This window comes from Streptomyces sp. NPDC047072, assembly GCF_040643855.1.
In the GTDB taxonomy this organism is placed as follows: Bacteria; Actinomycetota; Actinomycetes; order Streptomycetales; family Streptomycetaceae; genus Streptomyces.
The window spans coordinates 16,847-43,035 of the sequence record NZ_JBEYVC010000013.1 but is presented as its reverse complement, the minus strand read 5'-3'; the positions used below and the strand labels follow the sequence as shown (position 1 = coordinate 43,035).

22 protein-coding genes and 1 tRNA gene are annotated in these 26,189 nt (G+C 71.1%); 12 read left to right on the top strand and 11 right to left on the bottom strand.

All coding sequences use genetic code 11. From position 1 onward, the window contains the following. Nucleotides 1–195 precede the first annotated feature (195 nt). From hisC to ABZ896_RS08440, 6 genes are all read left to right on the top strand, one after another. Entirely contained in the window at nucleotides 196–1,275 is a 1,080-nt protein-coding gene (gene hisC, locus ABZ896_RS08465; protein WP_360923948.1) for a histidinol-phosphate transaminase, read from the top strand. Nucleotides 1,276–1,428: 153 nt separating this feature from the next. Then, on the top strand, nucleotides 1,429–2,937 hold the full coding sequence (locus tag ABZ896_RS08460) for a cytochrome ubiquinol oxidase subunit I (RefSeq protein ID WP_360923945.1): 1,509 nt from the start codon (nucleotides 1,429–1,431) through the stop codon (nucleotides 2,935–2,937). 18 nt (nucleotides 2,938–2,955) lie between these two features. Beyond that, nucleotides 2,956–3,963, top strand: coding sequence for a cytochrome d ubiquinol oxidase subunit II (cydB, locus tag ABZ896_RS08455; protein ID WP_360923942.1), 1,008 nt, complete (start codon nucleotides 2,956–2,958; stop codon nucleotides 3,961–3,963). Between the two features lie 12 nt (nucleotides 3,964–3,975). Beyond that, on the top strand, nucleotides 3,976–7,470 hold the full coding sequence (cydD, locus tag ABZ896_RS08450) for a thiol reductant ABC exporter subunit CydD (protein WP_360923939.1): 3,495 nt from the start codon (nucleotides 3,976–3,978) through the stop codon (nucleotides 7,468–7,470). 63 nt (nucleotides 7,471–7,533) lie between these two features. Beyond that, nucleotides 7,534–9,183: a GAF domain-containing protein gene (locus ABZ896_RS08445; protein ID WP_360923936.1), complete on the top strand. Its 1,650-nt coding sequence runs from the start codon at nucleotides 7,534–7,536 to the stop codon at nucleotides 9,181–9,183. Nucleotides 9,184–9,261: 78 nt separating this feature from the next. Continuing rightward, a complete protein-coding gene (locus tag ABZ896_RS08440) occupies nucleotides 9,262–10,329 on the top strand; it encodes a M23 family metallopeptidase (protein ID WP_360923933.1) in 1,068 nt (355 codons plus the stop codon). A gap of 17 nt (nucleotides 10,330–10,346) precedes the next feature. Here the strand turns inward: ABZ896_RS08440 and ABZ896_RS08435 are convergent, their stop codons facing one another. From ABZ896_RS08435 to ABZ896_RS08400, 8 genes are all read right to left on the bottom strand, one after another. After that, nucleotides 10,347–11,231: a Cof-type HAD-IIB family hydrolase gene (locus ABZ896_RS08435; protein WP_360923930.1), complete on the bottom strand. Its 885-nt coding sequence runs from the start codon at nucleotides 11,229–11,231 to the stop codon at nucleotides 10,347–10,349. A 110-nt stretch (nucleotides 11,232–11,341) separates the two neighbouring features. After that, entirely contained in the window at nucleotides 11,342–12,244 is a 903-nt protein-coding gene (locus tag ABZ896_RS08430; protein WP_360923927.1) for an LLM class flavin-dependent oxidoreductase, read from the bottom strand. Between the two features lie 263 nt (nucleotides 12,245–12,507). After that, nucleotides 12,508–13,056, bottom strand: a complete 549-nt coding sequence (locus ABZ896_RS08425) for an RNA 2'-phosphotransferase (protein WP_360923924.1) — start codon at nucleotides 13,054–13,056, stop codon at nucleotides 12,508–12,510. A gap of 121 nt (nucleotides 13,057–13,177) precedes the next feature. Beyond that, a complete protein-coding gene (locus ABZ896_RS08420; RefSeq protein WP_360923921.1) occupies nucleotides 13,178–14,116 on the bottom strand; it encodes a MerR family transcriptional regulator in 939 nt (312 codons plus the stop codon). 275 nt (nucleotides 14,117–14,391) lie between these two features. After that, on the bottom strand, nucleotides 14,392–14,541 hold the full coding sequence (locus ABZ896_RS08415; RefSeq protein WP_360923918.1) for a hypothetical protein: 150 nt from the start codon (nucleotides 14,539–14,541) through the stop codon (nucleotides 14,392–14,394). Continuing rightward, complete coding sequence (locus ABZ896_RS08410; RefSeq protein ID WP_360923916.1) at nucleotides 14,538–15,413, bottom strand: metal-dependent hydrolase; 876 nt, start codon at nucleotides 15,411–15,413, stop codon at nucleotides 14,538–14,540. The genes ABZ896_RS08415 and ABZ896_RS08410 overlap by 4 nt, the downstream gene beginning before the upstream one ends. Continuing rightward, nucleotides 15,410–17,167: an SDR family oxidoreductase gene (locus ABZ896_RS08405; RefSeq protein WP_360923913.1), complete on the bottom strand. Its 1,758-nt coding sequence runs from the start codon at nucleotides 17,165–17,167 to the stop codon at nucleotides 15,410–15,412. The genes ABZ896_RS08410 and ABZ896_RS08405 overlap by 4 nt, the downstream gene beginning before the upstream one ends. Further along, entirely contained in the window at nucleotides 17,164–18,006 is an 843-nt protein-coding gene (locus ABZ896_RS08400) for a M24 family metallopeptidase (RefSeq protein WP_360923911.1), read from the bottom strand. Before ABZ896_RS08400 ends, ABZ896_RS08405 begins: the two co-directional genes overlap by 4 nt. Before the next feature lie 199 nt (nucleotides 18,007–18,205). Here ABZ896_RS08400 and ABZ896_RS08395 point away from each other — a divergent pair, with 199 nt between their 5' ends. The 6 genes from ABZ896_RS08395 (at nucleotide 18,206) to ABZ896_RS08370 (ending at nucleotide 22,466) form a co-directional block, all read left to right on the top strand. Beyond that, the gene (locus tag ABZ896_RS08395; RefSeq protein ID WP_360924113.1) at nucleotides 18,206–19,180 is read left to right on the top strand and encodes an ABC transporter ATP-binding protein; all 975 of its coding nucleotides are present in this window, start codon (nucleotides 18,206–18,208) and stop codon (nucleotides 19,178–19,180) included. Next, nucleotides 19,170–20,078, top strand: coding sequence for an ABC transporter permease subunit (locus ABZ896_RS08390; protein WP_360923908.1), 909 nt, complete (start codon nucleotides 19,170–19,172; stop codon nucleotides 20,076–20,078). The genes ABZ896_RS08395 and ABZ896_RS08390 overlap by 11 nt, the downstream gene beginning before the upstream one ends. Then, nucleotides 20,075–20,986 (top strand): ABC transporter ATP-binding protein, encoded by a 912-nt coding sequence (locus ABZ896_RS08385; RefSeq protein ID WP_360923905.1) that lies wholly within the window; start codon nucleotides 20,075–20,077, stop codon nucleotides 20,984–20,986. The genes ABZ896_RS08390 and ABZ896_RS08385 overlap by 4 nt, the downstream gene beginning before the upstream one ends. Before the next feature lie 26 nt (nucleotides 20,987–21,012). Continuing rightward, a complete protein-coding gene (locus ABZ896_RS08380; RefSeq protein WP_360923902.1) occupies nucleotides 21,013–21,732 on the top strand; it encodes an ABC transporter permease in 720 nt (239 codons plus the stop codon). Nucleotides 21,733–21,873: 141 nt separating this feature from the next. Next, nucleotides 21,874–22,110, top strand: coding sequence for a hypothetical protein (locus ABZ896_RS08375; RefSeq protein WP_360923899.1), 237 nt, complete (start codon nucleotides 21,874–21,876; stop codon nucleotides 22,108–22,110). 268 nt (nucleotides 22,111–22,378) lie between these two features. Continuing rightward, nucleotides 22,379–22,466, top strand: a tRNA-Ser gene (locus ABZ896_RS08370). Nucleotides 22,467–22,555: 89 nt separating this feature from the next. Here ABZ896_RS08370 and ABZ896_RS08365 read toward each other — a convergent pair. The 3 genes from ABZ896_RS08365 to pheA all read right to left on the bottom strand — a co-directional run bounded on the left by ABZ896_RS08365 (nucleotide 22,556) and on the right by pheA (nucleotide 26,123). Beyond that, nucleotides 22,556–23,374, bottom strand: coding sequence for an HAD hydrolase family protein (locus ABZ896_RS08365; protein ID WP_360923896.1), 819 nt, complete (start codon nucleotides 23,372–23,374; stop codon nucleotides 22,556–22,558). After that, on the bottom strand, nucleotides 23,371–24,660 hold the full coding sequence (serS, locus tag ABZ896_RS08360) for a serine--tRNA ligase (protein ID WP_360923893.1): 1,290 nt from the start codon (nucleotides 24,658–24,660) through the stop codon (nucleotides 23,371–23,373). The genes ABZ896_RS08365 and serS overlap by 4 nt, the downstream gene beginning before the upstream one ends. A 530-nt stretch (nucleotides 24,661–25,190) precedes the next feature. Next, on the bottom strand, nucleotides 25,191–26,123 hold the full coding sequence (pheA, locus tag ABZ896_RS08355; RefSeq protein ID WP_360923890.1) for a prephenate dehydratase: 933 nt from the start codon (nucleotides 26,121–26,123) through the stop codon (nucleotides 25,191–25,193). Nucleotides 26,124–26,189: the final 66 nt, after the last annotated feature.

Genomic DNA, 26,189 nt, shown 5'->3' with positions numbered 1-26,189 from the left:
GCGCGCACCACCGGCGCGTAGATATATGTATCCGCGCCCCTGGATTCGTCTGCCTTCGTACGGTGATGCCCGTGATGCCGGTGGGGCTGATGAGGTTCAGGTGCTACCAGCGGTTACATCGAACCGGGTCGGTACGCACGACCGCCCAATCCTCTTAAGGTGAGCAGTATTGAAAACGCCACGAGGAGGACTGCGGTGAGCGAGACGAGCCCCAGGCTGCGCGCCGAGCTGGAGGGTATCCCCACCTACAAGCCCGGCAAGCCGGCCGCCGCCGACGGCCCGGTGGCCTACAAGCTGTCCTCCAACGAGAACCCCTATCCGCCGCTGCCCGGCGTGATGGAGACGGTCACGGCCGCGGCCTCCTCGTTCAACCGCTACCCGGACATGGCCTGCACCGGCCTGATGAACGAACTGTCCGACCGCTTCGGCGTCCCGCTCTCCCACCTGGCCACCGGCACCGGCTCGGTCGGCGTCGCGCAGCAGCTGATCCAGGCGACCTCGGGACCGGGCGACGAGGTGATCTACGCCTGGCGCTCCTTCGAGGCGTACCCGATCATCACGCAGATCAGCGGCGCGCGGTCGGTGCGGGTGCCGCTGACCGAGGGCGATGTGCACGACCTGGACGCGATGGCCGACGCGATCACCGACCGCACGCGCCTGATCTTCGTCTGCAACCCCAACAACCCGACCGGCACGGTCGTGCGCCGGGCCGAGCTGGAGCGCTTCCTCGACCGGGTGCCGAGCGACGTGCTGGTGGTGCTCGACGAGGCCTACCGCGAGTTCATCCGCGACCCCGAGGTCCCGGACGGCGTGGAGCTGTACCGCACCCGGCCCAACGTCTGTGTGCTGCGCACCTTCTCCAAGGCGTACGGCCTCGCGGGCCTCCGGGTCGGCTTCGCCATCGCCCACGAGCCGGTGGCCGCGGCGCTGCGCAAGACGGCGGTGCCGTTCGGGGTGAGCCAGCTCGCCCAGGAGGCGGCGATCGCCTCGCTGCGCGCCGAGGACGAACTGCTGGGGCGGGTCGGCTCCCTGGTCTGCGAGCGGGCCCGGGTGGTCGAGGGACTGCGCGGCCAGGGCTGGACGGTGCCCGAGACGCAGGCCAACTTCGTGTGGCTGAGGCTGGGGGAGCGCACGGTCGACTTCGCGGCGGCCTGCGAGGAGCACGGCGTGGTCGTACGGCCGTTCGTGGGCGAGGGCGTGCGGGTCACGGTCGGCGAGGCCGAGGCGAACGACATCTTCCTGAAGGTGGCGGAGGGCTTCCGAAAGGAGCTCTAGCTCACACCGGCCGCGCGTTCTCGCTGGTCAGGGTCAGGATCACAGGGGGGTTCCCGGCGGTAATCGGGACCCCCCTTCGTCTGTCGAAAGGAGGTGCGGCATACTAGCTTGTGAATGTGAACGCTTTCACAAGCGCGTAGTTAAGGAGCGGCCGTGGACCTGGCTCTGGCGCCGGAGACCCTGGCGCGATGGCAGTTCGGCATCACCACCGTCTACCACTTCCTCTTCGTCCCGCTGACGATCTCGCTCGCCGCCCTGACGGCCGGACTGCAGACGGCGTGGGTGCGCACCGAGAAGGAGAAGTACCTCAGGGCCACCAAGTTCTGGGGCAAGCTGTTCCTGATCAACATCGCGATGGGCGTGGTCACCGGCATCGTGCAGGAGTTCCAGTTCGGCATGAACTGGTCCGACTACTCGCGCTTCGTCGGCGACGTCTTCGGCGCCCCGCTCGCCTTCGAGGCCCTGATCGCCTTCTTCTTCGAGTCCACCTTCATCGGCCTGTGGATCTTCGGCTGGGACAAGCTGCCCAAGAAGATCCACCTGGCCTGCATCTGGATGGTCTCGATCGGCACGATCCTGTCGGCGTACTTCATCCTCGCGGCGAACTCGTGGATGCAGCACCCGGTCGGCTACCGGATCAACGAGGCGAAGGGCCGGGCCGAACTCACCGACTTCTGGCTGGTACTGACCCAGAACACCGCGCTCGCCCAGGCCTTCCACACGCTCAGCGCGTCCTTCCTGACCGGTGGCGCGTTCATGGTCGGCATCGCGGCCTTCCATCTGTTCCGCAAGAAGCACATCAGGGTGATGAAGACCTCGCTGCGCCTCGGCCTGATCACCGTGGTCGTCGCCGGTCTGCTCACCGCGATCAGCGGGGACACCCTCGGCAAGGTCATGTTCAAGCAGCAGCCGATGAAGATGGCCGCCGCCGAGGCCCTGTGGGACGGCCAGAAGTCCGCGCCCTTCTCGATCTTCGCCTACGGCGACGTCAGCAAGGGCCACAACACCGTCGAGCTGTCCGTGCCCGGCGTGCTGTCCTTCCTCGCCGACGACGACTTCACCTCGTACGTGCCCGGCATCAACGACACCAACAAGGCCGAGCAGGAGAAGTACGGCCCCGGCGACTACCGGCCCAACACCCCCGTCGCCTTCTGGGCGTTCCGCTGGATGATCGGCTTCGGCATGGCGTCCCTCGCAGTCGGCATGCTCGGACTCTGGCTGACCCGCAAGAAGTTCCTGCTGCCCCAGCACCTGCGGGTCGGCGAGGACGAGGTGCCGAACCTGGTCCTCTTCAGGAACAAGGCCCTCAGCCCCAAGCTCGGCCGGCTCTACTGGCTGGTGGCCATCTGGACCCTCGGCTTCCCGCTGATCGCCAACTCCTGGGGCTGGATCTTCACCGAGATGGGCCGCCAGCCGTGGGTCGTCTACGGCGTCCTGCAGACCCGGCACGCGGTCTCCCCCGGCGTCTCGCAGACCGAGGTCCTCATCTCGATGATCACCTTCACCGCGCTGTACGCGATCCTCGCCGTCGTCGAGGTCAAGCTGATGCTGAAGTACGTGAAGCTCGGCCCGCCCGAACTCACCGAGGCCGACCTCAACCCGCCCACGAAGATCGGCGGGGACGCGCGTGACGCCGACAAGCCGATGGCCTTCTCGTACTAGGCCGAGGGAGAGCGAGTCATGGAACTTCACGACGTCTGGTTCGTCCTGATCGCCGTCCTGTGGACCGGCTACTTCTTCCTGGAGGGCTTCGACTTCGGGGTCGGCGTCCTCACCAAACTGCTCGCCCGGAACCGGGTCGAGAAGCGCGTCCTGATCAACACCATCGGTCCCGTCTGGGACGGCAACGAGGTGTGGCTGCTCACCGCCGGCGGTGCGACCTTCGCCGCCTTCCCCGAGTGGTACGCCACCCTCTTCTCCGGCTTCTATCTGCCGCTGCTGGTCATCCTGGTCTGCCTGATCGTCCGCGGGGTCGCCTTCGAGTACCGGGCGAAGCGGCCCGAGGAGAACTGGCAACGCACCTGGGAGACCGCGATCTTCTGGACCTCGCTGCTCCCCGCGTTCCTGTGGGGCGTGGCCTTCGGCAACATCGTGCACGGCGTGAAGCTCGACCGGAACTTCGAGTACGTCGGCGGCCTCTGGGACCTGCTCAACCCGTACGCCCTGCTCGGCGGCCTGGTGACGCTGACCCTGTTCACCTTCCACGGCACGGTCTTCACGGCCCTCAAGACGGTCGGGGAGATCCGGGAGCGGGCGCGGACACTGGCCCTGCGGGTCGGTCTCGTCACCGCCGTCCTCGCGCTGGTCTTCCTGCTGTGGACCCAGGTCGACAGCGGCGACGGCAAGAGCCTGGTCGCCATGGTGGTCGCCGTGGGTGCGCTCGTCGCCGCCCTGGTGGCCAATCAGGCGGGGCGTGAGGGCTGGTCGTTCGCGCTGTCCGGGGTCACCATCGTGGCCGCGGTGGCGATGCTCTTCCTGACGCTGTTCCCGAACGTCATGCCGTCCACGCTCGACCCGGACTGGAGCCTGACGGTCACCAACGCCTCGTCGAGCCCGTACACCCTGAAGATCATGACCTGGCTGGCGGTGATCGCCACACCGATGGTCATGCTCTACCAGGGCTGGACCTACTGGGTCTTCCGCAAGCGCATCGGGACCCAGCACATCGCCGCCGACGTCACGCACTGAGGTGTGTTTCACGTGAAACCAATCGATCCGCGTCTGCTGCGCTACGCCCGGGCCACCCGCCTCTTCATGGGGGCCGTGGTCGGCCTGGGCGCCGTCGGGGCCCTGCTGGTCATCGCCCAGGCGATGCTCATCGCCGAGATCGTGGTCGGCGCCTTCCAGCACGGTCTCGTGGCCGCCGAACTCCGTACTCCCCTGCTGCTGTTGGCGGCCGTGGCCGTCGGGCGCGGGCTCGTCTCCTGGCTCACCGAACTCGCCGCGCACCGCGCGAGCGCGGCGGTGAAGTCGGAGCTGCGGGGACGGCTGCTGGAACGGGCCACGGCTCTGGGGCCCGGGTGGCTGAGCGGACAGCGCACCGGCTCGCTGGTCGCCCTCGCCACCCGGGGGATCGACGCCCTCGATGACTACTTCTCCCGCTACCTCCCACAGTTGGGGCTCGCGGTGGTCGTGCCGGTGGCGGTGCTCGCGCGGATCGTGACCGAGGACTGGGTGTCGGCGGCGATCATTGTCGGGACCCTGCCGCTCATCCCGGTCTTCATGATGCTGATCGGCTGGGCCACCCAGTCCCGGATGGACCGTCAGTGGCGGCTGCTGTCCCGGCTGTCGGGGCACTTCCTGGACGTGGTCGCGGGCCTGCCGACGCTCAAGGTGTTCGGCCGGGCCAAGGCGCAGGCCGCGTCGATCCGGCGCATCACCGGCGAGTACCGCCAGGCGACCATGCGGACGCTACGGATCGCCTTCATCTCCTCCTTCGCCCTGGAGCTGCTGTCGACCCTCTCGGTGGCGCTGGTCGCCGTGACGATCGGCATGCGGCTCGTCCACGGCGAGATGCACCTCTACGACGGTCTCGTCATCCTCATCCTGGCGCCCGAGGCGTACCTGCCGCTGCGTCAGGTGGGCGCGCAGTACCACGCGGCGGCGGAGGGACTGGCGGCCGCCGAGGAGATCTTCGAGGTCCTGGAGACGCCGGTACCGGAGCCGGGGACCCGCGCGGTGCCCGAGGGCGGCTTCGCCTTCGAGGGCGTCACGGTCCGCTTCCCGGGACGCGCCGAGGACGCCGTGGCGGACGTCTCCTTCACGGTCGAGCCCGGCGAGACGGTCGCGCTGGTCGGCCCCAGCGGCGCGGGCAAGTCGACCTTGCTCAACGTCCTTCTGGGTTTCGTACGGCCGTCCGCAGGCCGGGTGCGGATCGGGGACGTCGATCTCGCCGAGGTCGACCCGGCGGCGTGGCGGTCCCGGATCGCCTGGGTGCCGCAGCGGCCGCAGCTGTTCGCGGGCACGATCGCGGAGAACGTACGGCTGGCCCGTCCCGACGCCGACGAGTCCGCCGTACGGCAGGCGCTGCGGGACGCGGGGGCGCTGGAGTTCGTGGACGCGCTGCCGCTCGGGGCCGACACCGTGCTCGGTGAGGACGGGGCCGGGCTCTCCGCCGGGCAACGGCAACGGCTCGCGCTGGCCCGGGCGTTCCTCGCGGACCGGCCGGTGCTCCTCCTCGACGAACCGACGGCGGCGCTGGACGGGGCGACCGAGGCGGAGGTCGTGGCGGCGGTACGGCGGCTGGCGGTGGGACGGACGGTCCTGCTCGTCGTGCACCGGCCGGCGTTGCTGGGGGTGGCGGACCGGGTGGTGCGGCTGGCCGAACCGGCGGCGCACCTGCCGGCGGAGGTGGTGGCCAGGGCGGCTGGGGCTCCCACCGTCGAGGAAGGTGCCCCCGATTCCGACGATCCCGGGACCACCGCACCGCCGGCACGCACAGGCGGTGTCCTCGCCCGGGTCCGTGCCATGTCCGGCCCCCGGCGCGGCCGGCTCGCGCTCGCCATGCTGCTCGGGAGTCTCGCGCTCGGCAGTGCCGTCGGGCTGATGGCGACCTCGGGGTGGCTCATCTCGCGGGCCTCGCAGCAGCCGCCCGTGCTGTATCTGATGGTGGCCGTGACGGCGACCCGGGCCTTCGGGATCGGGCGGGCCGTGTTCCGGTACGCGGAGCGGCTGGTGTCGCACGAGGCCGTGCTGCGGATGCTCGCCGACACCCGGGTCGCCGTCTACCGGCGCCTGGAGCGGCTGGCGCCCGCGGGGCTGCGTACGACCCGCCGGGGCGACCTGCTGTCCCGGCTCGTCGCCGACGTGGACACGCTCCAGGACTACTGGCTGCGTTGGCTGCTGCCGGTCGGCGCCGCCGTGACGGTCTCCGCCGCCTCCGTGGGTTTCACGGCGTGGCTGCTGCCCGAGGCCGGTGCCGCGCTCGCCGTGGGCCTGCTGGCCGCCGGCGCGGGCGTCCCGCTTCTCACCGGCGCGGTCTCCCGCAGGGCCGAGCGCAGGCTGTCCCCCGCCCGCGGCGAACTGGCGACGAGGGTGACCGACCTGCTCACCGGCACCGCCGAACTGACCGTCGCCGGCGCCCTGCCCGCCCGTACCGCCGAGGCCCGGCGGGCCGACACCGTGCTGACCCGGATCGCCTCGCGCGCCGCCACCGCCACCGCCCTCGGCGACGGGCTGACCGCGCTGGTCTGCGGCCTGACCGTCACCGCCACCGCCCTCGCCGGAGCCCAGGCGGTGGCCGCCGGACGGCTGAGCGGGGTCGCCATGGCGGTCGTCGTCCTCACCCCGCTGGCCGCCTTCGAGGCGGTCCTGGGGCTGCCGCTCGCCGTGCAGTACCGCCAGCGGGTCCGCCGCAGCGCCGAGCGTGTGTACGAGGTGCTGGACGCGCCCGAGCCCGTCCGGGAGCCCGAGCGGCCCCGGCAGGCGCCCGTGTCGCCGTTCCCCGTCGTCGTGAAGGGCCTGTCCGCCCGGTACGCGGGGCAGCGGCGGGACGCCCTCGCCGGGCTGGACCTGACCCTCGCGCAGGGTCGGCGGGTCGCCGTCGTCGGCGCGTCCGGCTCCGGCAAGAGCACTCTCGCGCAGGTGCTGCTGCGCTTCCTCGACCCGGACGCGGGCACCTACACGCTCGCCGGTGTGGATGCCCGACAGCTGGACGGCGACGACGTACGGCGGCTGGTCGGGCTGTGCGCGCAGGACGCGCACCTCTTCGACAGCTCGGTGCGCGAGAACCTGCTCCTCGCGAAGAAGGACGCGACCGAGGACGAGCTGCGGGACGCGCTGCGCTGGGCCCGGCTGCTGGACTGGGCGGACGGCCTGCCCGACGGGCTCGACACCCTCGTAGGAGAGCACGGGGCGCTGCTGTCCGGCGGGCAGCGGCAGCGGCTGGCGCTGGCCCGGGCGCTGCTCGCGGACTTCCCCGTGCTCGTCCTCGACGAGCCGGCCGAACATCTCGACCTGCCCACCGCGGACGCGCTGACCACGGACCTGCTGGCCGCGACGGAGGGCCGCACGACCCTGCTGATCACCCACCGACTGGCCGGATTGGAGGCGGTGGACGAGGTGGTCGTGCTCGACGGGGGGCGGGTTGTGCAGCGGGGGGCGTACGCGGAACTGGCGGCCGTCGAAGGGCCGCTGCGGAGGATGGCCGAGCGGGAGGAGCAGGCGGACCTGCTGGTGGGCGCCCGGCCTTCGTGAGCGACTCGCCTCTCTTGAGCGACTCGACTTTCTGGAACAAAGGGTGCTTATTACGCTCGGTTCATGTCCGCAGAAGCCGAGTTGGTCGCCCGGGTGCCGCAGCTGCTGGAGGCGATGCGGTGCGTCGGCAGCGGGCTGGAGCTGCACTCCACGCTGGAGCGTATCTGCGAGACGGCGGCGGAGCTGACCGGCGCCCGGTACGCGGCCATCGGGGTCGTCGACGAGAGCGGGGACGGGCTGGCCGACTTCGTCTTCCACGGGGGCGACGAGGAGACCGCCCGCCGCATCGGCCGGTTGCCCGATGGGCATCGCGGGCTGCTCGGGGCGATCGTCCGGGATCCGGAGCCGGTGCTGCTCGCGGACCTGACCACGGATCCGCGCGCGTGTGGCTTTCCCGCCCACCATCCGCGGATGCGCTCCTTCCTGGGGCTGCCGATCCGTGTGCAGGGCGAGGTCTTCGGCAACCTGTACCTCACGGAGAAGCACGGGGGCGGGCCGTTCGACGACGACGATCTCGACATCGTGCGGGTGCTGGCCACGGAGGCGGGCATCGCCGTCGGCAACGCCCGCCTGTACGAGGCGGCCCAGCAGCGCGAGCGCTGGATCGACGGCTCGGTCGCCGTGACCACCGCGCTGCTGTCCGGCGGCGACGTGGACGAGGCCCTCCAGGTCGTCGCCGAGCGGGCCCGCCGGCTGTCCCGGTCGGCGGCAGGCATCGTGCTGCTGCCCGCCGACGCGGGCGGCCTGGAGATCGTCGCTGTGGCCTCGGAGGAGCCGTCGGACGTCCTCGGCCGGGTCGTCGGCCCTGAGCACGAGGTGGTCGCCGAACTCCTCGCCGGACGGGCCGTGTTCGTCGAGGACGCGGCCACCGACCCACGGGTGACCGGTGATCCGCTGGGCGTCTGCGGGCCGATCATGATGCTCCCCTTGGAGAGCGACGGCCGGGTGCTCGGCGCGCTCGTCGCCCCGCGCGGCCGCGGGGAGCGGCCGTTCACGGAGGACGAGCGCATGCTCGCGGTGCAGTTCGCCTCGCAGGCCGCGCTCGCGCTGATGATGGCCGAGACCCAGCGCGACCGGGAGCGGCTCGCGGTCTACGAGGACCGTGACCGGATCGCCCGTGACCTGCACGACCTCGTCATCCAGCGGCTGTTCGCCACCGGGATGACGCTGGAGAGCGCGCAGCGCCGGTCGCAGGTGCCCCAGGTGCGGGACGGGATCGGCAGGGCGGTCGACGCGCTCGACGTCACCATCCAGGAGATCCGCACCGCGATCTTCGCCCTGGAGCAGGGTCCGGCCGAGGCTCCGGCGGGGCTGCGGACGCGGGTGCTGCGCGAGATCACCCTGGCCGCCGTGCCGCTCGGGTTCAGGCCGTCCCACCGCTTCGTCGGCCCCGTCGACACCGCTGTCGGCGACCTCGTCGGGAAGAACCTGGTCGCGGCCCTGCGCGAGGCCCTGTCCAACGCGTTCCGGCACGCCCGGGCCTCCCGGATCGACGTCGTCGTGGACGCGACCGTGACGCTGCCGGACGGCCGTCCCGGTGTCCGGCTGACCGTCGCGGACGACGGGGTCGGCATCCCCGAGGGCGGCCGGCGCAGCGGCCTGAGCAACCTCGCGCGGCGAGCGGAGTCCCTGGGCGGCTCCAGCGGGTACGGACCGGGTCTCGGGACGGACGGCGGTGGCACCACGCTCCTGTGGGAGGCACCCCACGGGTGACCCGTCCGCAGCAACGCGTCCCCCGGGCGTACGCGCTCAACAGGACCGGGCCCGGGTGACCCGGCCAGGATCGCTGACATGCGCTCACCTCGCCGTCACCCACTGCTCGTTCCGGCGCTGCTGTGCGGGCTGGCGGTGCTCGCGGCCCGTCCCACGGACGCCGCCGACGACGGCGCGGGCCGGCGCGGCGACGACGACTTCGGGATCAGCGCGCAGGTGGCACGGCTCTACCAGGACGCGGCGGTGGCGAGCCGGCAGTACGAGAAGGGGCACCGCGAGGCCGAGGCGCAGCGGGCGCGGGCGCAGCGCCTGGACGGACTCCTGGCCCGGGAGCGGCGGGAGATCGCCGTGCTGAACGAGGATGTCGGCCGGATCGCACGGGCCCAGTACCGCGACGGCGGTGGGCTGCCGCTCGCGGCGCAGATCATCCTCGCCGGCAGCCCGGACGAGTTGATGCGGGGTCAGCACGTCTTCTCCCGGACGGCGTTGGCGGTCGACAACGCGATCGACAAGAGCCGGCGGGCCGAGGCGCGGCTCGTGGCGGACGAGGCCAGGGCCGCCGGGGCGTGGCGGGCGCTGGAGCGGCGGAGCGCCGAACTCGCCGTACTGAAGAAGGGCATCGAGCAGAAGCTCGACGAGGCCCGGTGGCAGTTGCAGGGGCAGGCGGGCGCCTCCGTGGCCGCCGGTGCGTGCCGTGGTGCCGTACGACTGGACCAGCCACCGCAGGCTCCGGGGGCGGGCGCGTGGGTCGCGCCGGTCGAGGGGTACGAGCTGTCGGCGGGGTTCGGCAGCGGCGGGGCGCGGTGGGCGAACCGGCACACCGGCCAGGACTTCGCGGTGCCGATCGGCACGCCGGTGCGGGCGGCGGGCGCGGGCCGGGTGGTGAAGGTGTCCTGCGGAGGCCCCTTCGGCATCGAGATCGTGATCGGACACCCGGGCGGCTACTACACGCAGTACGCCCATCTCGCCGCCGTCGCCGTCGACCAGGGGGAGAACGTGGTCCCCGGGCAGTGGATCGGCCAGTCGGGCACGAGCGGTAACTCCACCGGTCCGCATCTGCACTTCGAGGTCCGGGTCACCCCGGAGACGGGTTCGGCGGTGGATCCGGTGCCGTGGCTGGCGGCACGCGGGGTGCCGCTCGGCTGAGGGCCGGGAGCCGGTGTCTAGCGCTCCGCCAGCAGTTGTTCGATCACGACCGCCACCCCGTCGTCGTTGTTGGCGACGGTCCGGCCGGAGGCCGCGGCGATCACGTCCGGGTGGGCGTTGCCCATGGCGTACGACCGTCCCGCCCAGGTGAGCATCTCGACGTCGTTGGGCATGTCCCCGAAGGCGACGACCTCTTCGTGCGAGATGCCGCGCTCGGCGCAGCACAGGGCGAGCGTGCTCGCCTTGGAGACATCGGGGCCGCTGATCTCCAGCAGGGCGCTGGGGCTGGAGCGGGTGACGCTCGCGCGGTCGCCGATGGCGAGCCGGGACAGGGTGAGGAAGGCGTCCGGGTCCATCGTCGGGTGGAAGGCGAGGATCTTGAGGACCGGCTCGTCGGCCGCGACCCCGCCCGGCGCCAGCAGCTCCTCGGCGGACGCGAGGTGGTCCGGGATCTCCATGTGCAGCTTGGGGTAGTCCGGCTCCTGGTGGAAGCCGTACGTCTGCTCGATCGCGTAGACCGTGCCCGGCGCCGCGTCCCGCAGCAGGCCGACGGCGTCGATGGCGTTCTCCTTGGCCAGCTCGCGCACCTTCACGAACCGGTGGGAACCGGGGCCGCCGTGCAGGTCGACCACCGCGGCGCCGTTGCCGCAGATCGCCAGGCCGTGGCCGTGGACATGGTCGCTGACGACGTCCATCCAGCGGGCCGGGCGGCCGGTGACGAAGAAGACCTCGATGCCCGCCTCCTCGGCGGCGGCGAGGGCCGCGACCGTGCGCGGGGACACCGACTTGTCGTCGCGCAGCAGGGTGCCGTCCAGATCCGTGGCGATCAGGCGGGGCGGTATCGCGGCGGCCGGGGTCTCGGGCTGTCGAGTCGCTGAGGTCACCCCCTCATTCTCCCGCATATGCCCGCACGACCGGGCGGCCGGGCGCACAGATGAGACACAGATGACGTCGGGCGGGGCCGGGACGACCGGGCCGGTGCCTCCGTGGCGGCAACCGGGCCGGTGTCATGTCAGCCCAGCTGGGCCGGTGCCTCCATGGCGATCTGCTCGAAGACCTTCTCGTCTACGGCGAAGTCCGAGTCGGGGATCGGCCAGTGCAGCACGATCTCCGTGAAGCCGAGGTCGCGGTGGCGGCCGGCGAAGTCGACGAACGCGTCCAGGGACTCCAGCGGGCGGGTGCGGTCCGGGGTGAAGCCGGTGAGCAGGATCTTGTCCAGCGTGCCCGCGTCCCGGCCGAGGGCCGCGCACGCGTCCGCGAGCTTCTCGATCTGGCCGCGCAGGGCCTGGACCGACTGCTCGGGGGTGCCGTTCTCGTACAGCTTGGGGTCGCCGGTGGTCACCCAGGCCTGTCCGTGATGGGCGGCGAGCCTGAGGCCGCGAGGGCCGGTGGCGGCCACGGCGAACGGCAGCCGGGGGCGCTGCACACAGCCGGGGATGTTGCGGGCCTCGTGGGCCGAGTAGAAGTCGCCCTCGTAGGAGACGGAGTCTTGGGAGAGCAGCCGGTCGAGCAGCGGGACGAACTCCGCGAGCCGGTCGGCACGCTCGCGCGGGGTCCAGGGGTCCTGGCCGAGCGTGGTGGCGTCGAAGCCGGTGCCGCCCGCTCCGATGCCGAGGGTGACCCGGCCGCCGGAGATGTCGTCGAGGGTGATCAGCTCCTTGGCGAGCGTCACCGGGTGCCGGAAGTTCGGCGAGGTCACGAGCGTGCCGAGGCGCAGCCGGTCGGTGACACCGGCGGCTCCGGTCAGTGTGGGCACGGCACCGAACCACGGGCCGTCACGGAAGGTGCGCCAGGAGAGGTGGTCGTAGGTGTACCCGGTATGGAACCCGAGCTGCTCCGCCCGCTGCCATGCCCCACGGCCCCCCTCGCTCCAGCGGCGGTACGGGAGGATCACGGTGCTCAGACGCAGACTCATGGATCCGAGCGTATGCGCCGGACCGTGTTTCACGTGAAACAGTCACCGAGTGTCATCGCGCCCGCTCGCTGAGCCAGGGGCTGAGGCCGAGCGTGACGTACGCCGGGTCGGTGGTGACGCCGATGCCCGCGGAGGTCCGGCGGGAGGTCTGATGGCGCCGATGTCGTGGGTCACCTCGATCGCGAGGCCGTACTCCTCTGCGAGGGGACGGAGGGCGGTGACTGCGGCCGATCGTCTCCCGTCCCGCAGCTGATGGATGTGGCTCAGTGCGCCTCGGGAAAGCGCAGGTAGGTCGGCGGTACGGCCTCGGTCAGCCATACCCCGTTCGCGCTGACGTGGAAGACGTGGCCGTCGTGGTGCATGGTGCCGGCGTCCACGGAGAGGACGACGGGGCGGCCGCGGCGGGCGCCGACGCGGGTGGCCGTCTCGCGGTCGGGCGAGAGGTGGACGGCGTGCCGGTTCATGGGGCGCAGCCCCTCGGCGCGGATCGCGTCCAGGGAGCGGGCCACGGTGCCGTGGTAGAGGTACGGCGGCGGGGTCGCGGGGGCGAGGCCAAGGTCGACGTCGATGCTGTGGCCCTGGCTGGCGCGGATGCGGGTGCCCTCGATCGCGAAGCGCTGCTTGTCGTTGGCGGCGACCACATGGTCCAGCTCGTCGCGGGTGAACCGGAAGTTGTGCGCGGTGGCCGCGGCGATCAGCTCGTCGATCTCGACCCAGCCGCCCTCGTCGAGGGTCAGTCCGATGCGTTCCGGTTGGTGGCGCAGATGTTTCGAGAGGTACTTCGACACCTTGACGGTGCGTCTTTCGTCCATCCGATCAGCATGAGGGGAGAGACGCGCGTCACGCCAATTTTTTTGATCCGAGGTTTGATCCACAACCAACTGTAGTTATCCACAGGCCAATTGACGGTTCTGTGGACAACTCCCTGACATGTCAGCCCCCTTCGTCAAGATCGACGGGGGGCCTCGCATTTGGCATGAGCCCATCCAACGCCCTTGCCCGCACCTCCCGTTCGGCCGCCAGCACGAAGAACTCCGCCGCCCGCTCCGCCCCAACCAGCCCCTCCACGGCCCGCATCGTCTCCTCGGGCACGGCCACGGAACGTGACGAGGGACGGTTCTCCGGCGCCTCGCCGCTCCCCAGCGTCTGCCGCAGCTGTCGTACCGCCAACAGCCGCATCGCGCGGGCGAGTTCCGCGTCCACCGTCTGCCGGGCGAGCGGCCGCAGCCGTCGTACGAGCAAGGCGGCTTCGGCCGCGTCCGCGTCGGTCGGGCGGTGGGGGCCGTCGAGGTAGCGGGCGAAGACGTGCTCGGTGGTGAACTCCAGGAAACGGGCGGCGATGTGCTCGACCTGGCCCCTCAACTCCCGCAGATGACCGGCGATCGCGGACAGCGGCACCCCGGCGGAGTGCAACTCGACGGCGACGGCGAGCTCTTGGGGGCTCGGCACGAGGAAGGTGTCCTCGTCGCCGGCGACCGGTTCCAGTACGCCGAGTTCCACGGCGTCGGCGACCGCCCCTTCGTCGGGGGCGCCGCCGAAGCGTTCGGTCAGCTCGGCGCGGGAGATCCGGGCCGCCTCCTCGTCGGTCCAGGGGCCGTCGACCTCGGCGACCAGCCCGAGGATGCCGCCGAGGCCGCGGCCGGAGTCATGGGCCTCCAGGAGTTCCTTGATGGCGGCGAGGGCGTAGCCGCGGTCGAGGAGGTCGGCGATCTGGTGCAGCCGGGCGAGGTGGGCGTCGCCGTAGACGTTGGCCCGGCCGCGGCGTTCGGGGCGGGGGAGCAGGCCGCGGTCCTGGTAGGCACGGATGGTGCGGACGGTGGCGCCGCTGCGGTGGGCGAGCTCCTCGATGCGGTAGGCGGGGGCGTCGGTCATGGGTCCGCCTCGGTGTCGGTGGTCGGTGCGCTGCTCATGGGGCCGCCTCGGTGGTGACCGGCACGCTGCTCATGGGTCCGCCTCGGTGCCGGTGGCCCCGCGCGCTGCTCGTGCGGCTGTCCTGGCCGCGGGTGATGGGTGCGCTGCTCATGAGGCCGCGTTCGGTGGGCATGCGCCTCATGAGGCCGCGTTCGGTAGGCGTGCGCCTCATGAGGCCACATCCGGTGGGCGTGCTCCTTCCGCGGCTGCCCGCCCGCCGGTAACCGATGCCCCGCTCACGCGGCTGCCCGCCGGTGACCGATGCCCGGCTCACGCGGCTGCCCGCCGGTGACCGATGCCCGGCTCACGCGGCTGCCCGGCACGCCGCCGGCCATGCCCCGCCCACGCTGCTGCCCGGCCCGCCGCCGGCCGATGCCCCCGCTCACGCGGCGCCCCTCGCCGCAGGTGACCGGCGGAGGTACTCCTTGGCCCGGGCCGACGACCCTTCCCTCGACGGGTGGTAGGAGCGGCGCAGATAGCGGGGGATCGCAGCGCCCAGCTCTCTCCACGCGGGCAACAGGCCCTTGCGTACGGCCTTTTCGTGCTCGGCGAGGGAGTAGCGCAGCCGGCCCGCGAGCTGCGGGTCCCGGCGCGTCAGATACGCCGTGCCCCAGAGCCACAGGGCGAGCATCACCGGCGCGGTCACCGTCATGCCGGCCACGCGGCGGGCGTAGCGGGCCGTGCCGCGGCCGCCGCAGTGCTGGTACATGTCGAAGGCGACCGCGCGGTGTTCGACCTCCTCGGCGCCGTGCCAGCGCAGCAGGTCGAGCATGATCGCGTCGGCGCCGGCCCGGTCGAGGGCGTCGGCGGTCAGGATCCAGTCGCCGAGCACCGCGGTGAACTGCTCGATCGCGGCGATGACCGACAGCCGGAAGCGCAGCCACTCGCGCCTGGGGATGGGCGTGTTGAGCGGCGGGCGGTCACCGAGGAGGCGTTCGAAGAGGAAGTCGACGTGGCGGGTGAAGTCGGCGGTGTCGAGGTGTTGTGCGGCGAGGTGGTCCAGCACGTGCGCGTGCTGGACGCTGTGGGTGGCCTCCTGCCCCATGAACCCCTTGACGTCGGCGAGCAGTTCGGGGTCCCGGACCAGCGGCAGGCCCTCTTTGAAGACCTTCACGAACCACCGCTCCCCCGCGGGCAGCAGCAGATGCAGCACGTTCATGACGTGGGTCGCGGTCGGTTCGCCCGGGATCCAGTGCAGGGGCGTGGCGGACCAGTCGAAGGAGACGCGGCGCGGGGCGATCCCGGACGAGGGCGTCACAGCGGCGGCTCCAGGCGGGCGAGGGCCCGGAGCGCTCTGGGCGCCCAGCGGGCCAGGGCGTGCGCGCCGCGGGCCTCGGGGGTGACCGGGACGACGGCCTGGTTGCGGACGACGGCGCGCAGGATCGCGTCGGCGACCTTCTCCGGCGGGTAGTTGCGCAGTCCGTAGAGGCGGGCCGTGCGCTTCTGGCGCCGCTTCTCCTCCTCGGCGTCGACGCCCGCGAAGCGCGCGGTGGAGGTGATGTTGGTGTTGACGAAGCCGGGGCAGATCGCGCTGACTCCGATGCCCTGTCCGGCCAGTTCGGCGCGCAGGGACTCGCTGAGCATCAGGACGGCCGCCTTGGAGGTGCCGTACGCGGAGAGTGCCTTGGAGGGCTGGTAGGCGGCCGCGGAGGCGGTGTTGACGATGTGCCCGCCCTGGCCGCGCTCGGCCATCTGCTTCCCGAAGAGGCGGCAGCCGTGGATGACGCCCCACAGGTTGACGTCGAGGACCTTCTTCCAGTCCTCGGTGGTGGTGTCGAAGAAGGAGCCGCCCAGGCCGATGCCGGCGTTGTTGACCAGGACGTCCACCACGCCGTACTCGGCGGCGACCTTGTCGGCGAGCTTCTCCATGGCCTGCTCGTCGGAGACGTCGACGGTCTCCGCCCAGGACGCGGGGGCACCGAGGAGGCGGGAGAGTTCGGCGGTGCGGGCGGCGGCCTCGGCGTCCCGGTCGACGGCGATCACGCGCGCGCCGGACTCGGCGAAGGCGAACGCGGTGGCCCGCCCTATGCCGCTGCCCGCGCCGGTGACCAGGACGAGCTGTCCGCCGAACCGGTCGGCGTACCTGCCGGTCGCCTTGGTCGTCTCCTGGCCGCCCTCGACAGAGGTGACGAACTCGGTGATCCAGGACGCCAGTTGGTCGGGGCGGGAGCGGGGGATCCAGTGCTTGGCCGGGAGCGTGCGCCGGGTCAGCCGCGGAACCCACTGCTCCAGTCCGTCGTAGAGCCTCTCCGAGAGGAAGGCGTCGCCCAGGGGCGTGATGAGCTGCACGGGCGCGTGTGCGTGCGCGTCGGTGCGGGGGCGGCGCAGCCGGGCGCGGACGTTGTCGCGGTACAGCCAGGCGCCGTGGGCCGCGTCGCTCGGCAGCGACGCGGTGGGGTAGCCGTCGCCGGGGACCTTCTCGGCGCGCTCCAGCAGGCGCGGCCAGTGTTTGCCGAGGGGGCCGCGCCAGGCCAGTTCGGGGAGCTTCGGGGTGTGCAGCGCGTACACGTACCAGGACTTGGCGCCCTGGCCGAGGAGTTGACCCACCCGGCGTGGAGTGGGGCGCCTGAGGCGGGTGTTGATCCAGTGCCCGAAGTGGTCGAGGGACGGTCCCGACATGGAGGTGAAGGAGGCGATACGGCCCTTGGTGCGCTTCACGGTGACGAACTCCCAGGACTGCACCGATCCCCAGTCGTGCCCGACCAGATGCACCGGGCGCTCCGGGCTGACGGCGTCCACGACGGCCAGGAAGTCGTCCGTGAGCTTCTCCAGGGTGAACCCGCCGCGCAGCGGCTTCGGCGCGGTGGAGCGGCCGTGGCCGCGGACGTCGTAGAGCACGACGTGGAAGCGGCCGGCGAGGCGGGCGGCCACCTGGGCCCAGACCTCCTTGCTGTCCGGGTAGCCGTGCACCAGGACGACCGTCGGCCGGGCCGGGTCGCCCAGTTCGGCGACGCACAGCTCCACGTCGCCGGTCCGCACCCGGCGCTCGCGCGCACCCTCGAGCACTGTCACTTCGCCTCCGCCCAGCGCCGCACGTGCGGCAGATCGTCGTCCAGCCAGAAGGCGCTCTCCTCGGGATCCGTCGAGTCGGTGACGACCAGGATCTCCTCGAACTTCGCGCCGGTCCCCCGGAATCCCAGATGGGGTTCGACCGCCCACAGGCCCGGCTGCGGCGGGTGGTTGGAGAAGCGGTACGGCGACCACAGGGGCGACCAGCCCTCGCGGTGGCCGTGCAGGGCGTCGGCCGCGAGTCCCTTCAGGGACTGGGCGCCGAACCCGAAGACGTGCGGTGACCAGCGGCGCTCCTTGACCTGGTCGACCTTGTGCGCGATCACGCCGAAGGGGTAGGCGCGGTGCCGGTTGGCGTAGCCCTGGCGGACCATGAGGCGGGCCACGTCCTCGTAGATCGCGCGCAGCGACCGGCGCTCGCGCACCTCGCGCAGGATCAGCTCGCGGTGCGTCTCCAGGTCGGCCATCAGCCGGTCCTGGACGGGGTTGGCGCCGAGCGAGCCGGAGTAGCCGATGTCGGCGGTGTACCCCTCGTACACGGGCGCCATGTCCAGGATGAACGGCATCCCGGGCTCCAGGCGGCGGCCGGTGGGGAAGAACTGGAGCGGAACGCGGAATCCCGCGAACGCGGTGCGGTCGCCGAACCAGGCGAAGGGCAGGTGGAACCAGTCCCGCACCCCGCGCTCGCGCAGCCACTCGCGCTGCATCCGGGCCGCCTCGCGCTCGGTGACCCCCGGCTCCAGCCGGGCCGCGACCGCCTGCGCGCACTCGTACGCCAGCCGCTGGACCTGCCGGAATCCCCGCAGCCTCGCGGAGAGTTCGCTGTTCACTGCTGTCGTCATGCCGCCCGTCCCCGTCGACCGCGGTACGTGTCCGTAACTTGACACTGCCGAATGTGACAGTTGTTAGAGGCTGCGTCAATAGCCGGTATGAGACCTCAGGGTGACCCCTAGGTGCCCGTACAACTGGAGTCTGATGCCGAGACAGCTCTCCGGAGTGACGACCGGGGTGGCCCACGTCACTACTGTCGACGACGTGACTGTGATCGCGACCGAAAGCCTGAGCAAGCGGTTCCCCAGGGTGACCGCGCTTGACCGGCTCTCCGTGGACGTCGGACCCGGTGTGACCGGACTCGTCGGTGCCAACGGAGCCGGCAAGTCCACGTTGATCAAGATCCTGCTGGGTCTGTCCCCCGCCACCGAGGGCCGCGCCGAGGTGCTCGGCCTCGACGTCGCCACCAAGGGCGCCGCCATCCGCGAGCGGGTCGGCTACATGCCGGAGCACGACTGCCTGCCGCCGGACGTCTCGGCGACCGAGTTCGTCGTGCACATGGCGCGCATGTCCGGGCTGCCGCCCACCGCCGCGCGCGAGCGCACCGCGGACACCCTGCGCCATGTCGGCCTGTACGAGGAGCGCTACCGCCCCATCGGCGGCTACTCCACCGGCATGAAGCAGCGCGTGAAGCTGGCGCAGGCCCTGGTGCACGACCCGCAGCTGGTCTTCCTCGACGAGCCGACCAACGGCCTCGACCCGGTCGGCCGCGACGAGATGCTCGGCCTGATCCGCCGCATCTATACGGACTTCGGCATCTCGGTCCTGGTCACCTCCCACCTCCTGGGCGAACTGGAGCGCACCTGCGACCACGTCGTGGTCGTGGACGGCGGCAAGCTCCTGCGCTCCAGTTCCACCACCGACTTCACCCAGACCACCACCACCCTCGCGATCGAGGTCACCGACAGCGACGAGCACCCGAACGGCACCAAGGCGGTCCGCGAGGCGCTGCACGCGCGCGGGGTCGACGTCCTCGACTCCGCGAGCGGTCTGCCGGGCGCCGGCCACATCCTGCTGCTGACCGCGCAGGGCGAGGAGACCTACGACGTCGTCCGGGACGCCGTCGCGGACCTGGGGCTCGGCCTGGTGCGCATGGAGCAGCGCCGGCACCACATCTCCGAGGTCTTCAAGGACGAGGGGAACAGCGACGAGCAGCGGAAGGAGGCCGTCGGCCATGGCGGTTGAGCATCCCGTAGCCGGGACGCAGGGCGACCAGACCCGCATCCACAACATCGGCTACCGCAATTACGACGGCCCGCGCCTGGGCCGTTCCTACGCGACCCGCTCGCTCTACTCGCAGTCCCTGCGCGGCGCCTACGGCCTAGGCCGCTCGGTCAAGTCCAAGGTGCTGCCGATGCTGCTGTTCGCCGTGATGTGCGTGCCCGCGGCCATCATGGTGGCCGTCGCGGTCGCCACCAAGGCCAACGACCTGCCCGTCGACTACACGCGCTACGCGATCATCATGCAGTCCGTGATCTGCCTGTACGTCGCCTCGCAGGCCCCCCAGTCCGTCTCGCGCGACCTGCGCTTCAAGACCGTTCCGCTGTACTTCTCGCGCCCCATCGAGACCGCCGACTACGTCCGCGCGAAGTACGCGGCGCTGGCCTCGGCGATGTTCATCCTGACCGCGGCCCCCCTGATCGTCCTCTACGTGGGCGCGCTGCTGGCCAAGCTGGACTTCACCGACCAGACCAAGGGATTCGCGCAGGGACTCGTCTCCGTGGCACTGCTCTCGCTGCTGTTCGCCGGCATCGGCCTGGTCATCGCGGCGGTCACCCCGCGCCGCGGCTTCGGCATCGCGGCCGTCATCGCCGTCTTCACCATCTCCTACGGCGCCGTCACGACCCTTCAGGCCATCGCCGACGCCCAGGGCAGCACCTCCGCCATCCCGTGGATGGGCCTCTTCTCGCCGGTCACCCTGATCGACGGCGTACAGAGCGCCTTCCTCGGCGCGACCCCCTCGCTCCCGGGCGGCCACGGCCCCTCGACCGGCCAGGGCGTGGTGTACGTCCTTGTCACCCTCGGCCTGATCGCCGCCGGTTACGGCCTCATGCTGCGCCGCTACAAGAAGGTGGGCCTGTGACCACGCTCCAGATCGACCACGTCTCCCGCTGGTTCGGCAACGTGGTCGCCGTCAACGACGTCACCATGACGATCGGCCCCGGCGTCACCGGACTCCTCGGCCCCAACGGCGCCGGAAAGTCCACGCTGATCAACATGATGGGCGGCTTCCTCGCCCCTTCCACCGGCACCGTCACCCTCGACGGCGAGCAGGTGTGGCGCAACGAGTCCATCTACCGGCACATCGGCATCGTCCCCGAGCGCGAGGCGATGTACGACTTCCTCACCGGCCGTGAATTCGTGGTCGCCAACGCCGAGTTGCACGGCCTGGGCGCCAAGGCGGCCGGGCAGGCGCTGGCCACGGTCGAGATGGAGTACGCGCAGGACCGCAAGATCTCGACGTACTCCAAGGGCATGCGCCAGCGCGTGAAGATGGCGTCCGCGCTGGTCCACAACCCCTCACTGCTCCTGCTGGACGAGCCCTTCAACGGCATGGACCCGCGCCAGCGCATGCAGCTCATGGACCTGCTGCGGCGCATGGGCGACGAGGGCCGTACGGTCCTGTTCTCGTCCCACATCCTCGAAGAGGTCGAGCAACTCGCCTGGCACATCGAGGTCGTGGTGGCGGGCAGGCACGCGGCCAGCGGTGACTTCCGCAAGATCCGCCGCCTGATGACCGACCGACCGCACCGCTACCTGGTGCGCTCCAGCGACGACCGCGCGCTCGCGGCCGCGCTGATCGCCGACCCGTCGACCTCCGGCATCGAAGTGGACCTAGCCGAGGGCGCGTTGCGCGTCCAGGCCGTCGACTTCGGCCGCTTCACCACGCTGTTGCCGAAGGTGGCCCGCGACCACGGCATCCGGCTGCTCACGGTCTCGCCGTCGGACGAGTCCCTCGAGTCCGTCTTCTCGTATCTCGTCGCGGCGTAGCGGCACACCGGCTTAGGAGTCCGAAGATGTACGACCCCACAGTCGCCCGGCTCACCTACCGGGCCCTGCTCGGCCGCCGCCGCGCCCTCATCCTGGGCGCGCTGCCGCTGCTGCTGATCCTGATCTCCGTGATCGTGCGCGCCCTGGTCGGCGCCGACGACCAGACGGCGTCCGACCTGCTGGGCGGGCTCGCGCTCGCCACGATGGTGCCGATCATCGGCGTCATCGCGGGCACCGGCGCGATCGGTCCGGAGATCGACGACGGCTCCGTGGTCTACCTGCTGTCCAAGCCGGTGAAGCGGCCGACGATCATCTTCACCAAGCTGATCGTGGCGATCGCGGTGACGATGGTCTTCTCCGCGCTGCCCACCCTCGTCGCCGGCTTCATCCTCAACGGCAACGGCCAGCAGATCGCCGTCGCCTACACGGTGGCCGCGCTGGTCTCCTCGATCGCCTACGCGGCGCTCTTCCTCCTCCTTGGCACGGTGTCGCGGCACGCGGTGGTCTTCGGGCTCGTCTACGCGCTGGTCTGGGAGGCCCTGTTCGGCTCCCTGGTCTCCGGGGCGCGCACGCTGAGCGTCCAGCAGTGGTCGCTGGCGGTCGCCCACAAGGTGGCGGGCGGGGACCTGGTCACCTCGGACGTCTCCCTGCCCACGGCCACGGTGCTGCTGGTCGTCGTGACCGTCCTCGCCACCTGGTACGCGGGACAGAAGCTGCGGACGCTGACGCTGGCGGGCGAGGAGTAAGGGGGCGCCCCTGACGCCGGGCTTATTGACAGGGACTTCACCCCTGTCGGGGCAGACTGGACATACGGGGACGCACGGGGAAGCGGCGGGCGTGGGGAAGCACGGGAAGTACGGGAACGGACGGACGGCTGGAGGACGGGGATGGCGGACGAGACAGCACGGCAGGACGGTCGCGGACAGGGCGGGGACGTGTGGGACGACCTCGTGCTGGACGAGGACTTCATACGCTCCGCCGAGACCTCCGAGCCGTCCGCCCGCGCCCGTATGCTCGCCGCGCGCTGGCGCCGGGAGTCCCCCGAGCCGCAGCCCTGGCGCTCCGACGAGCCGCCCGCGGGGTGGTTCTTCAGCAAGCGCCGGCGGCGGTGGGGACGCCGGTAGTTCGAACACTCGGCCGGATTAATTCGGTGGCGTCCAACTCGGCGTACAGGCACGATGGTTGTGTCCAGGACGCCGGGTCGGACCGGCGCCACGTACTGGGGAGGAGTCCGGCGATGTCCATGCACGACAGTCCGTCGAACTCCCTTCAGGGCAGTCCTCGGAGGGCTCCGGTGTAGTTACGCCACCGTCGAGTCCACCCACCCGCAGGAAACTGCCCGGGCGGCCGCTTCGAGCACGCGATGTCGCTCTCGCGTGAGGCCGCCCACCCGGAGGATTGGCCGAGTGGTAAGGCACAGGCTTGCTAAGCCTAGGTCGGGCCTGGAAAGCCCGCGCACGTTCGATCCGTGCATCCTCCGCAAACTGTTCAAGCAAGGGCGACTGAACCCACCCAGGGGCGCGGGGAACTGCGCGACCAGCCCCCACCGGCCCGCGGTTCACCACAATCTCAACCCAGCAGACGCTCCACGACCACCGCGATCCCGTCCTCCTCGTTCGAAGTGGTCACCTCGTCGGCCACCGCCTTGAGCTCCTCGTGCGCCCCGCCCATCGCCACCCCGTACGACGCCCACTTGAACATCGGCACGTCGTTCGGCATGTCGCCGAAGGCGATCGTGTCCGCGGCCTTCAGCCCCAGCCGTCGCGCGGCCAGGGACAGACCCGTCGCCTTCGACAACCCCAGCGGCAGCAGCTCGACGATGCCCGGACCCGCCATCGCGACGGTCACGAAACCGCCCGCCGCCTGCCGGGACGCCTCCGCCAACTCGTCGTCCGACAGCTCCGGATGCTGGATGTAGATCTTGCTCAGCGGCTCCGCCCACAGGTCGGACGCGTCCGCGAGCGGCACGTACGGCAGCGCACCCGTGACCGCATAGCCCTGCCCGACCAGCACGTCGCCGTCGAGGCCGCTGCGGCTCGCCGCCAGGAACAGCGGGCCGGTCTCCGCCTCGATCTTCGCGAGCGCCACCGCGGCCAGCTGCCGGTCCAACGTCACCGACGTCAGCAGACGGTGCTCGCCGGCGTCGTACACCTGTGAGCCCTGTCCGCAGACCGCGAGGCCCCGGTAGCCGAGGTCGTCGAGGATGTGCCGCGTCCACCGGACGCCGCGCCCGGTGACGACGATGTGGGCGGCGCCCGCCGCGGTGGCCACGGCGAGCGCCTCACGGGTGCGCGGCGAGACCGACTCGTCGGAGCGCAGGAGCGTTCCGTCGAGGTCGGTCGCGATCAGCCGATAGGGGAAGCTTCCGGAGCCAGACGCCGCAGTCACTTGGCGACCGGCTCCAGCACCTCACGCCCGCCCAGATACGGCCGCAGCACCGGCGGCACGTACACCGAGCCGTCGGCCTGCTGGTGGTTCTCCAGGATCGCCACGATCGTGCGCGGGACCGCGCACAGCGTGCCGTTGAGCGTCGCCAGCGGCTGCACCCTGTTCTTGCCGTCGCCGGTGTCGCGCATGCGGACGGAGAGCCGGCGGGCCTGGAAGCCGTCGCAGTTGGAGGCCGAGGTCAGCTCGCGGTACTTGCCCTGGGTCGGGATCCACGCCTCGCAGTCGAACTTGCGGGAGGCGGAGGCACCGAGGTCGCCCGAGGCCACGTCGATGACCTGGAACGGCAGCTCAAGACCGGTGAGCCACTGCTTCTCCCACTCCAGGAGCCGCCGGTGCTCGTTCTCGGCGTCCTCGGGGGCGACGTACGAGAACATCTCGACCTTGTCGAACTGGTGCACGCGGAAGATGCCGCGAGTGTCCTTGCCGTACGTCCCGGCCTCGCGGCGGAAGCACGGCGAGAAGCCGGCGTAGCGCAGCGGCAGCTGGTCCGCGTCGAGGATCTCGTCCATGTGGTACGCGGCGAGCGGGACCTCGGAGGTGCCGACCAGGTAGTAGTCGTCCTTCTCCAGGTGGTAGACGTTCTCCGCGGCCTGGCCGAGGAACCCGGTGCCCTCCATGGCGCGCGGGCGGACCAGCGCGGGGGTGAGCATCGGGATGAAGCCGGCCTCGGTGGCCTGGGCGATCGCCGCGTTGACGAGCGCCAGCTCCAGCAGGGCGCCGACACCGGTGAGGTAGTAGAAGCGCGAGCCGGAGACCTTCGCACCGCGCTCGACGTCGATGGCGCCCAGCGCCTCGCCGAGCTCCAGGTGGTCCTTCGGCTCGAAGCCCTCGGCGCCGAAGTCGCGGATGGTGCCGTGCGTCTCCAGGACGACGAAGTCCTCCTCGCCGCCGACGGGGACGTCGGGGTGGACGAGGTTGCCGAGCTGGAGGAGGAGCCGCTTGGTCTCCTCGTCGGCCTCGTTCTGCTCGGCGTCGGCCGCCTTGACGTCGGCGGCCAGCCGGCCGGCCTTCGCGAGCAGCTCGGCCTTCTCGTCTCCGGAGGCCTTGGGGATGAGCTTGCCGAGCGACTTCTGCTCGGAGCGCAGCTCGTCGAAGCGGACGCCGGAGGACCTGCGCCGCTCGTCGGCAGAGAGGAGGGCGTCGACGAGCGCGACGTCCTCTCCACGGGCGCGCTGGGACGCGCGCACTCGGTCGGGGTCCTCACGGAGCAGGCGAAGGTCAATCACGGAGCCAAGGCTACCGGTGTGGGGATACGGCCCACGACTCACTATTGGCGGGTGCGGCGATTAGCGGCTTACGTTCCGTTATGGGGGAATTGCCGTACGTGTCAATAAAGGTGACCCCGGATCCCCGGGCGGGGCAAGGCCGAGGAGTCGTGTTGACTCGACTCCCTTGCGGGGAGCGGGAATTGGGGTGCGGTTGTCCACAGGGATCCACACCCCCCGAAGAGTTATCCACAGGCTGTGCGGGGGATCTGTGGATTTCGGAATTGATCACTCCGAAACCTGGGGATCACACGGCGGATTCCTGTATCAAACTCGAATCTATCCCCACTTTCGGGTGGAAAGCGGTCGCTCCAAAGGATGACCCAAGGGAAAACAGTGGACGAAGGGTGATGTGCACGCCGGTGGACGACGGGAGAGGCTGAGGGCCGATTTGTCGACAAGGTAGGCGTGTCGTGTCGACTTGTCCCCAGGTCGAGAAGCGGACCTGTGGATAACTCCTGTGGATAACTAAAATAAGCAGGTAGGACCGGCTAGAAACGGCCGTCCTGGCAGCGGGCCACCCAGTCCGAGGCCGCCACGAACTCCTCGTCCGAGGTGCCGCGCCGCGGTGCGCTGACGTCCTCCACACCGAGGTCCGCACGCGGGTACGAACCGAGGAACCGTACGTCCAGACAGATCCGCTTGAGCCCCATCAGGGCCTCGGCGACCCGGCGGTCGGAGATGTGGCCCTCGGCGTCGATGCAGAAGCAGTAGTTGCCGATGCCCGCGCCGGTGGGCCGGGACTGGAGCAGCATCAGGTTGATGCCGCGGGTGGCGAACTCGCCGAGCAGGTCGCGCAGTCCACCGGGGTGGTCGTCGCGCTGCCACAGCACGACGGAGGTCTTGTCGGCGCCGGTGGGAGCGGCGGGCCGGGCGGGACGGCCGACCAGCACGAAGCGGGTCTGGGCGTTCTCCGCGTCGTGGATCCCTGTCTCCAGGGCGTCCAGGCCGTACAGCGCGGCGGCGAACTCGCCGGCGAAGGCCGCGTCGTACTGGCCCTCCTGGACCAGACGGGCGGCGTCCGCGTTGGAGGCGGCGGACTCCCAGTGGGCGTCCGGGAGGTTCTTCTTCAACCAGTTGCGCACCTGGGGCTGGGCGGCCGGGTGGGCGGAGACCGTCTTGATGTCGCCGATCTCCGTGCCGGGGCGGACCAGCAGGGCGAAGGTGATCGACAGCAGCACCTCGCGGTAGATCATCAGCGGGGCGCCCGCGACCAGCTCGTCGAGGGTGGTGGTGATGCCGCCCTCGACGGAGTTCTCGATCGGCACGAACGCGGCCTCGGCCTCGCCGCCGCGGACCGCGTCCAGCGCGGACTGCACGGACACGTACGGGATCAGCTCCCGGGTGGCCGCCTCGGGAAGCGTGCGCAGGGCGGCCTCCGTGAAGGTGCCCTCAGGACCGAGATACGCATAGCTCGCTGGCATGACCTCACCCTAATGGCCCTTGCGGAACCTTGGCGCACACGTCTCACGAGTGCCCCTCCGGTGAGT

Bases quoted from the DNA above. Each gene is read 5' to 3' on its own strand.
- cydB (WP_360923942.1), top strand. From the start codon at position 2,956: ATGGAACTTCACGACGTCTGGTTCGTCCTGATCGCCGTCCTGTGGACC.
- ABZ896_RS08445 (WP_360923936.1), top strand. From the start codon at position 7,534: ATGTCCGCAGAAGCCGAGTTGGTCGCCCGGGTGCCGCAGCTGCTGGAG.
- ABZ896_RS08440 (WP_360923933.1), top strand. From the start codon at position 9,262: ATGCGCTCACCTCGCCGTCACCCACTGCTCGTTCCGGCGCTGCTGTGC.
- ABZ896_RS08435 (WP_360923930.1), bottom strand. From the start codon at position 11,231: ATGCGGGAGAATGAGGGGGTGACCTCAGCGACTCGACAGCCCGAGACC.
- ABZ896_RS08430 (WP_360923927.1), bottom strand. From the start codon at position 12,244: ATGAGTCTGCGTCTGAGCACCGTGATCCTCCCGTACCGCCGCTGGAGC.
- ABZ896_RS08425 (WP_360923924.1), bottom strand. From the start codon at position 13,056: ATGGACGAAAGACGCACCGTCAAGGTGTCGAAGTACCTCTCGAAACAT.
- ABZ896_RS08420 (WP_360923921.1), bottom strand. From the start codon at position 14,116: ATGACCGACGCCCCCGCCTACCGCATCGAGGAGCTCGCCCACCGCAGC.
- ABZ896_RS08400 (WP_360923911.1), bottom strand. From the start codon at position 18,006: ATGACGACAGCAGTGAACAGCGAACTCTCCGCGAGGCTGCGGGGATTC.
- ABZ896_RS08390 (WP_360923908.1), top strand. From the start codon at position 19,170: ATGGCGGTTGAGCATCCCGTAGCCGGGACGCAGGGCGACCAGACCCGC.
- ABZ896_RS08380 (WP_360923902.1), top strand. From the start codon at position 21,013: ATGTACGACCCCACAGTCGCCCGGCTCACCTACCGGGCCCTGCTCGGC.
- ABZ896_RS08375 (WP_360923899.1), top strand. From the start codon at position 21,874: ATGGCGGACGAGACAGCACGGCAGGACGGTCGCGGACAGGGCGGGGAC.
- pheA (WP_360923890.1), bottom strand. From the start codon at position 26,123: ATGCCAGCGAGCTATGCGTATCTCGGTCCTGAGGGCACCTTCACGGAG.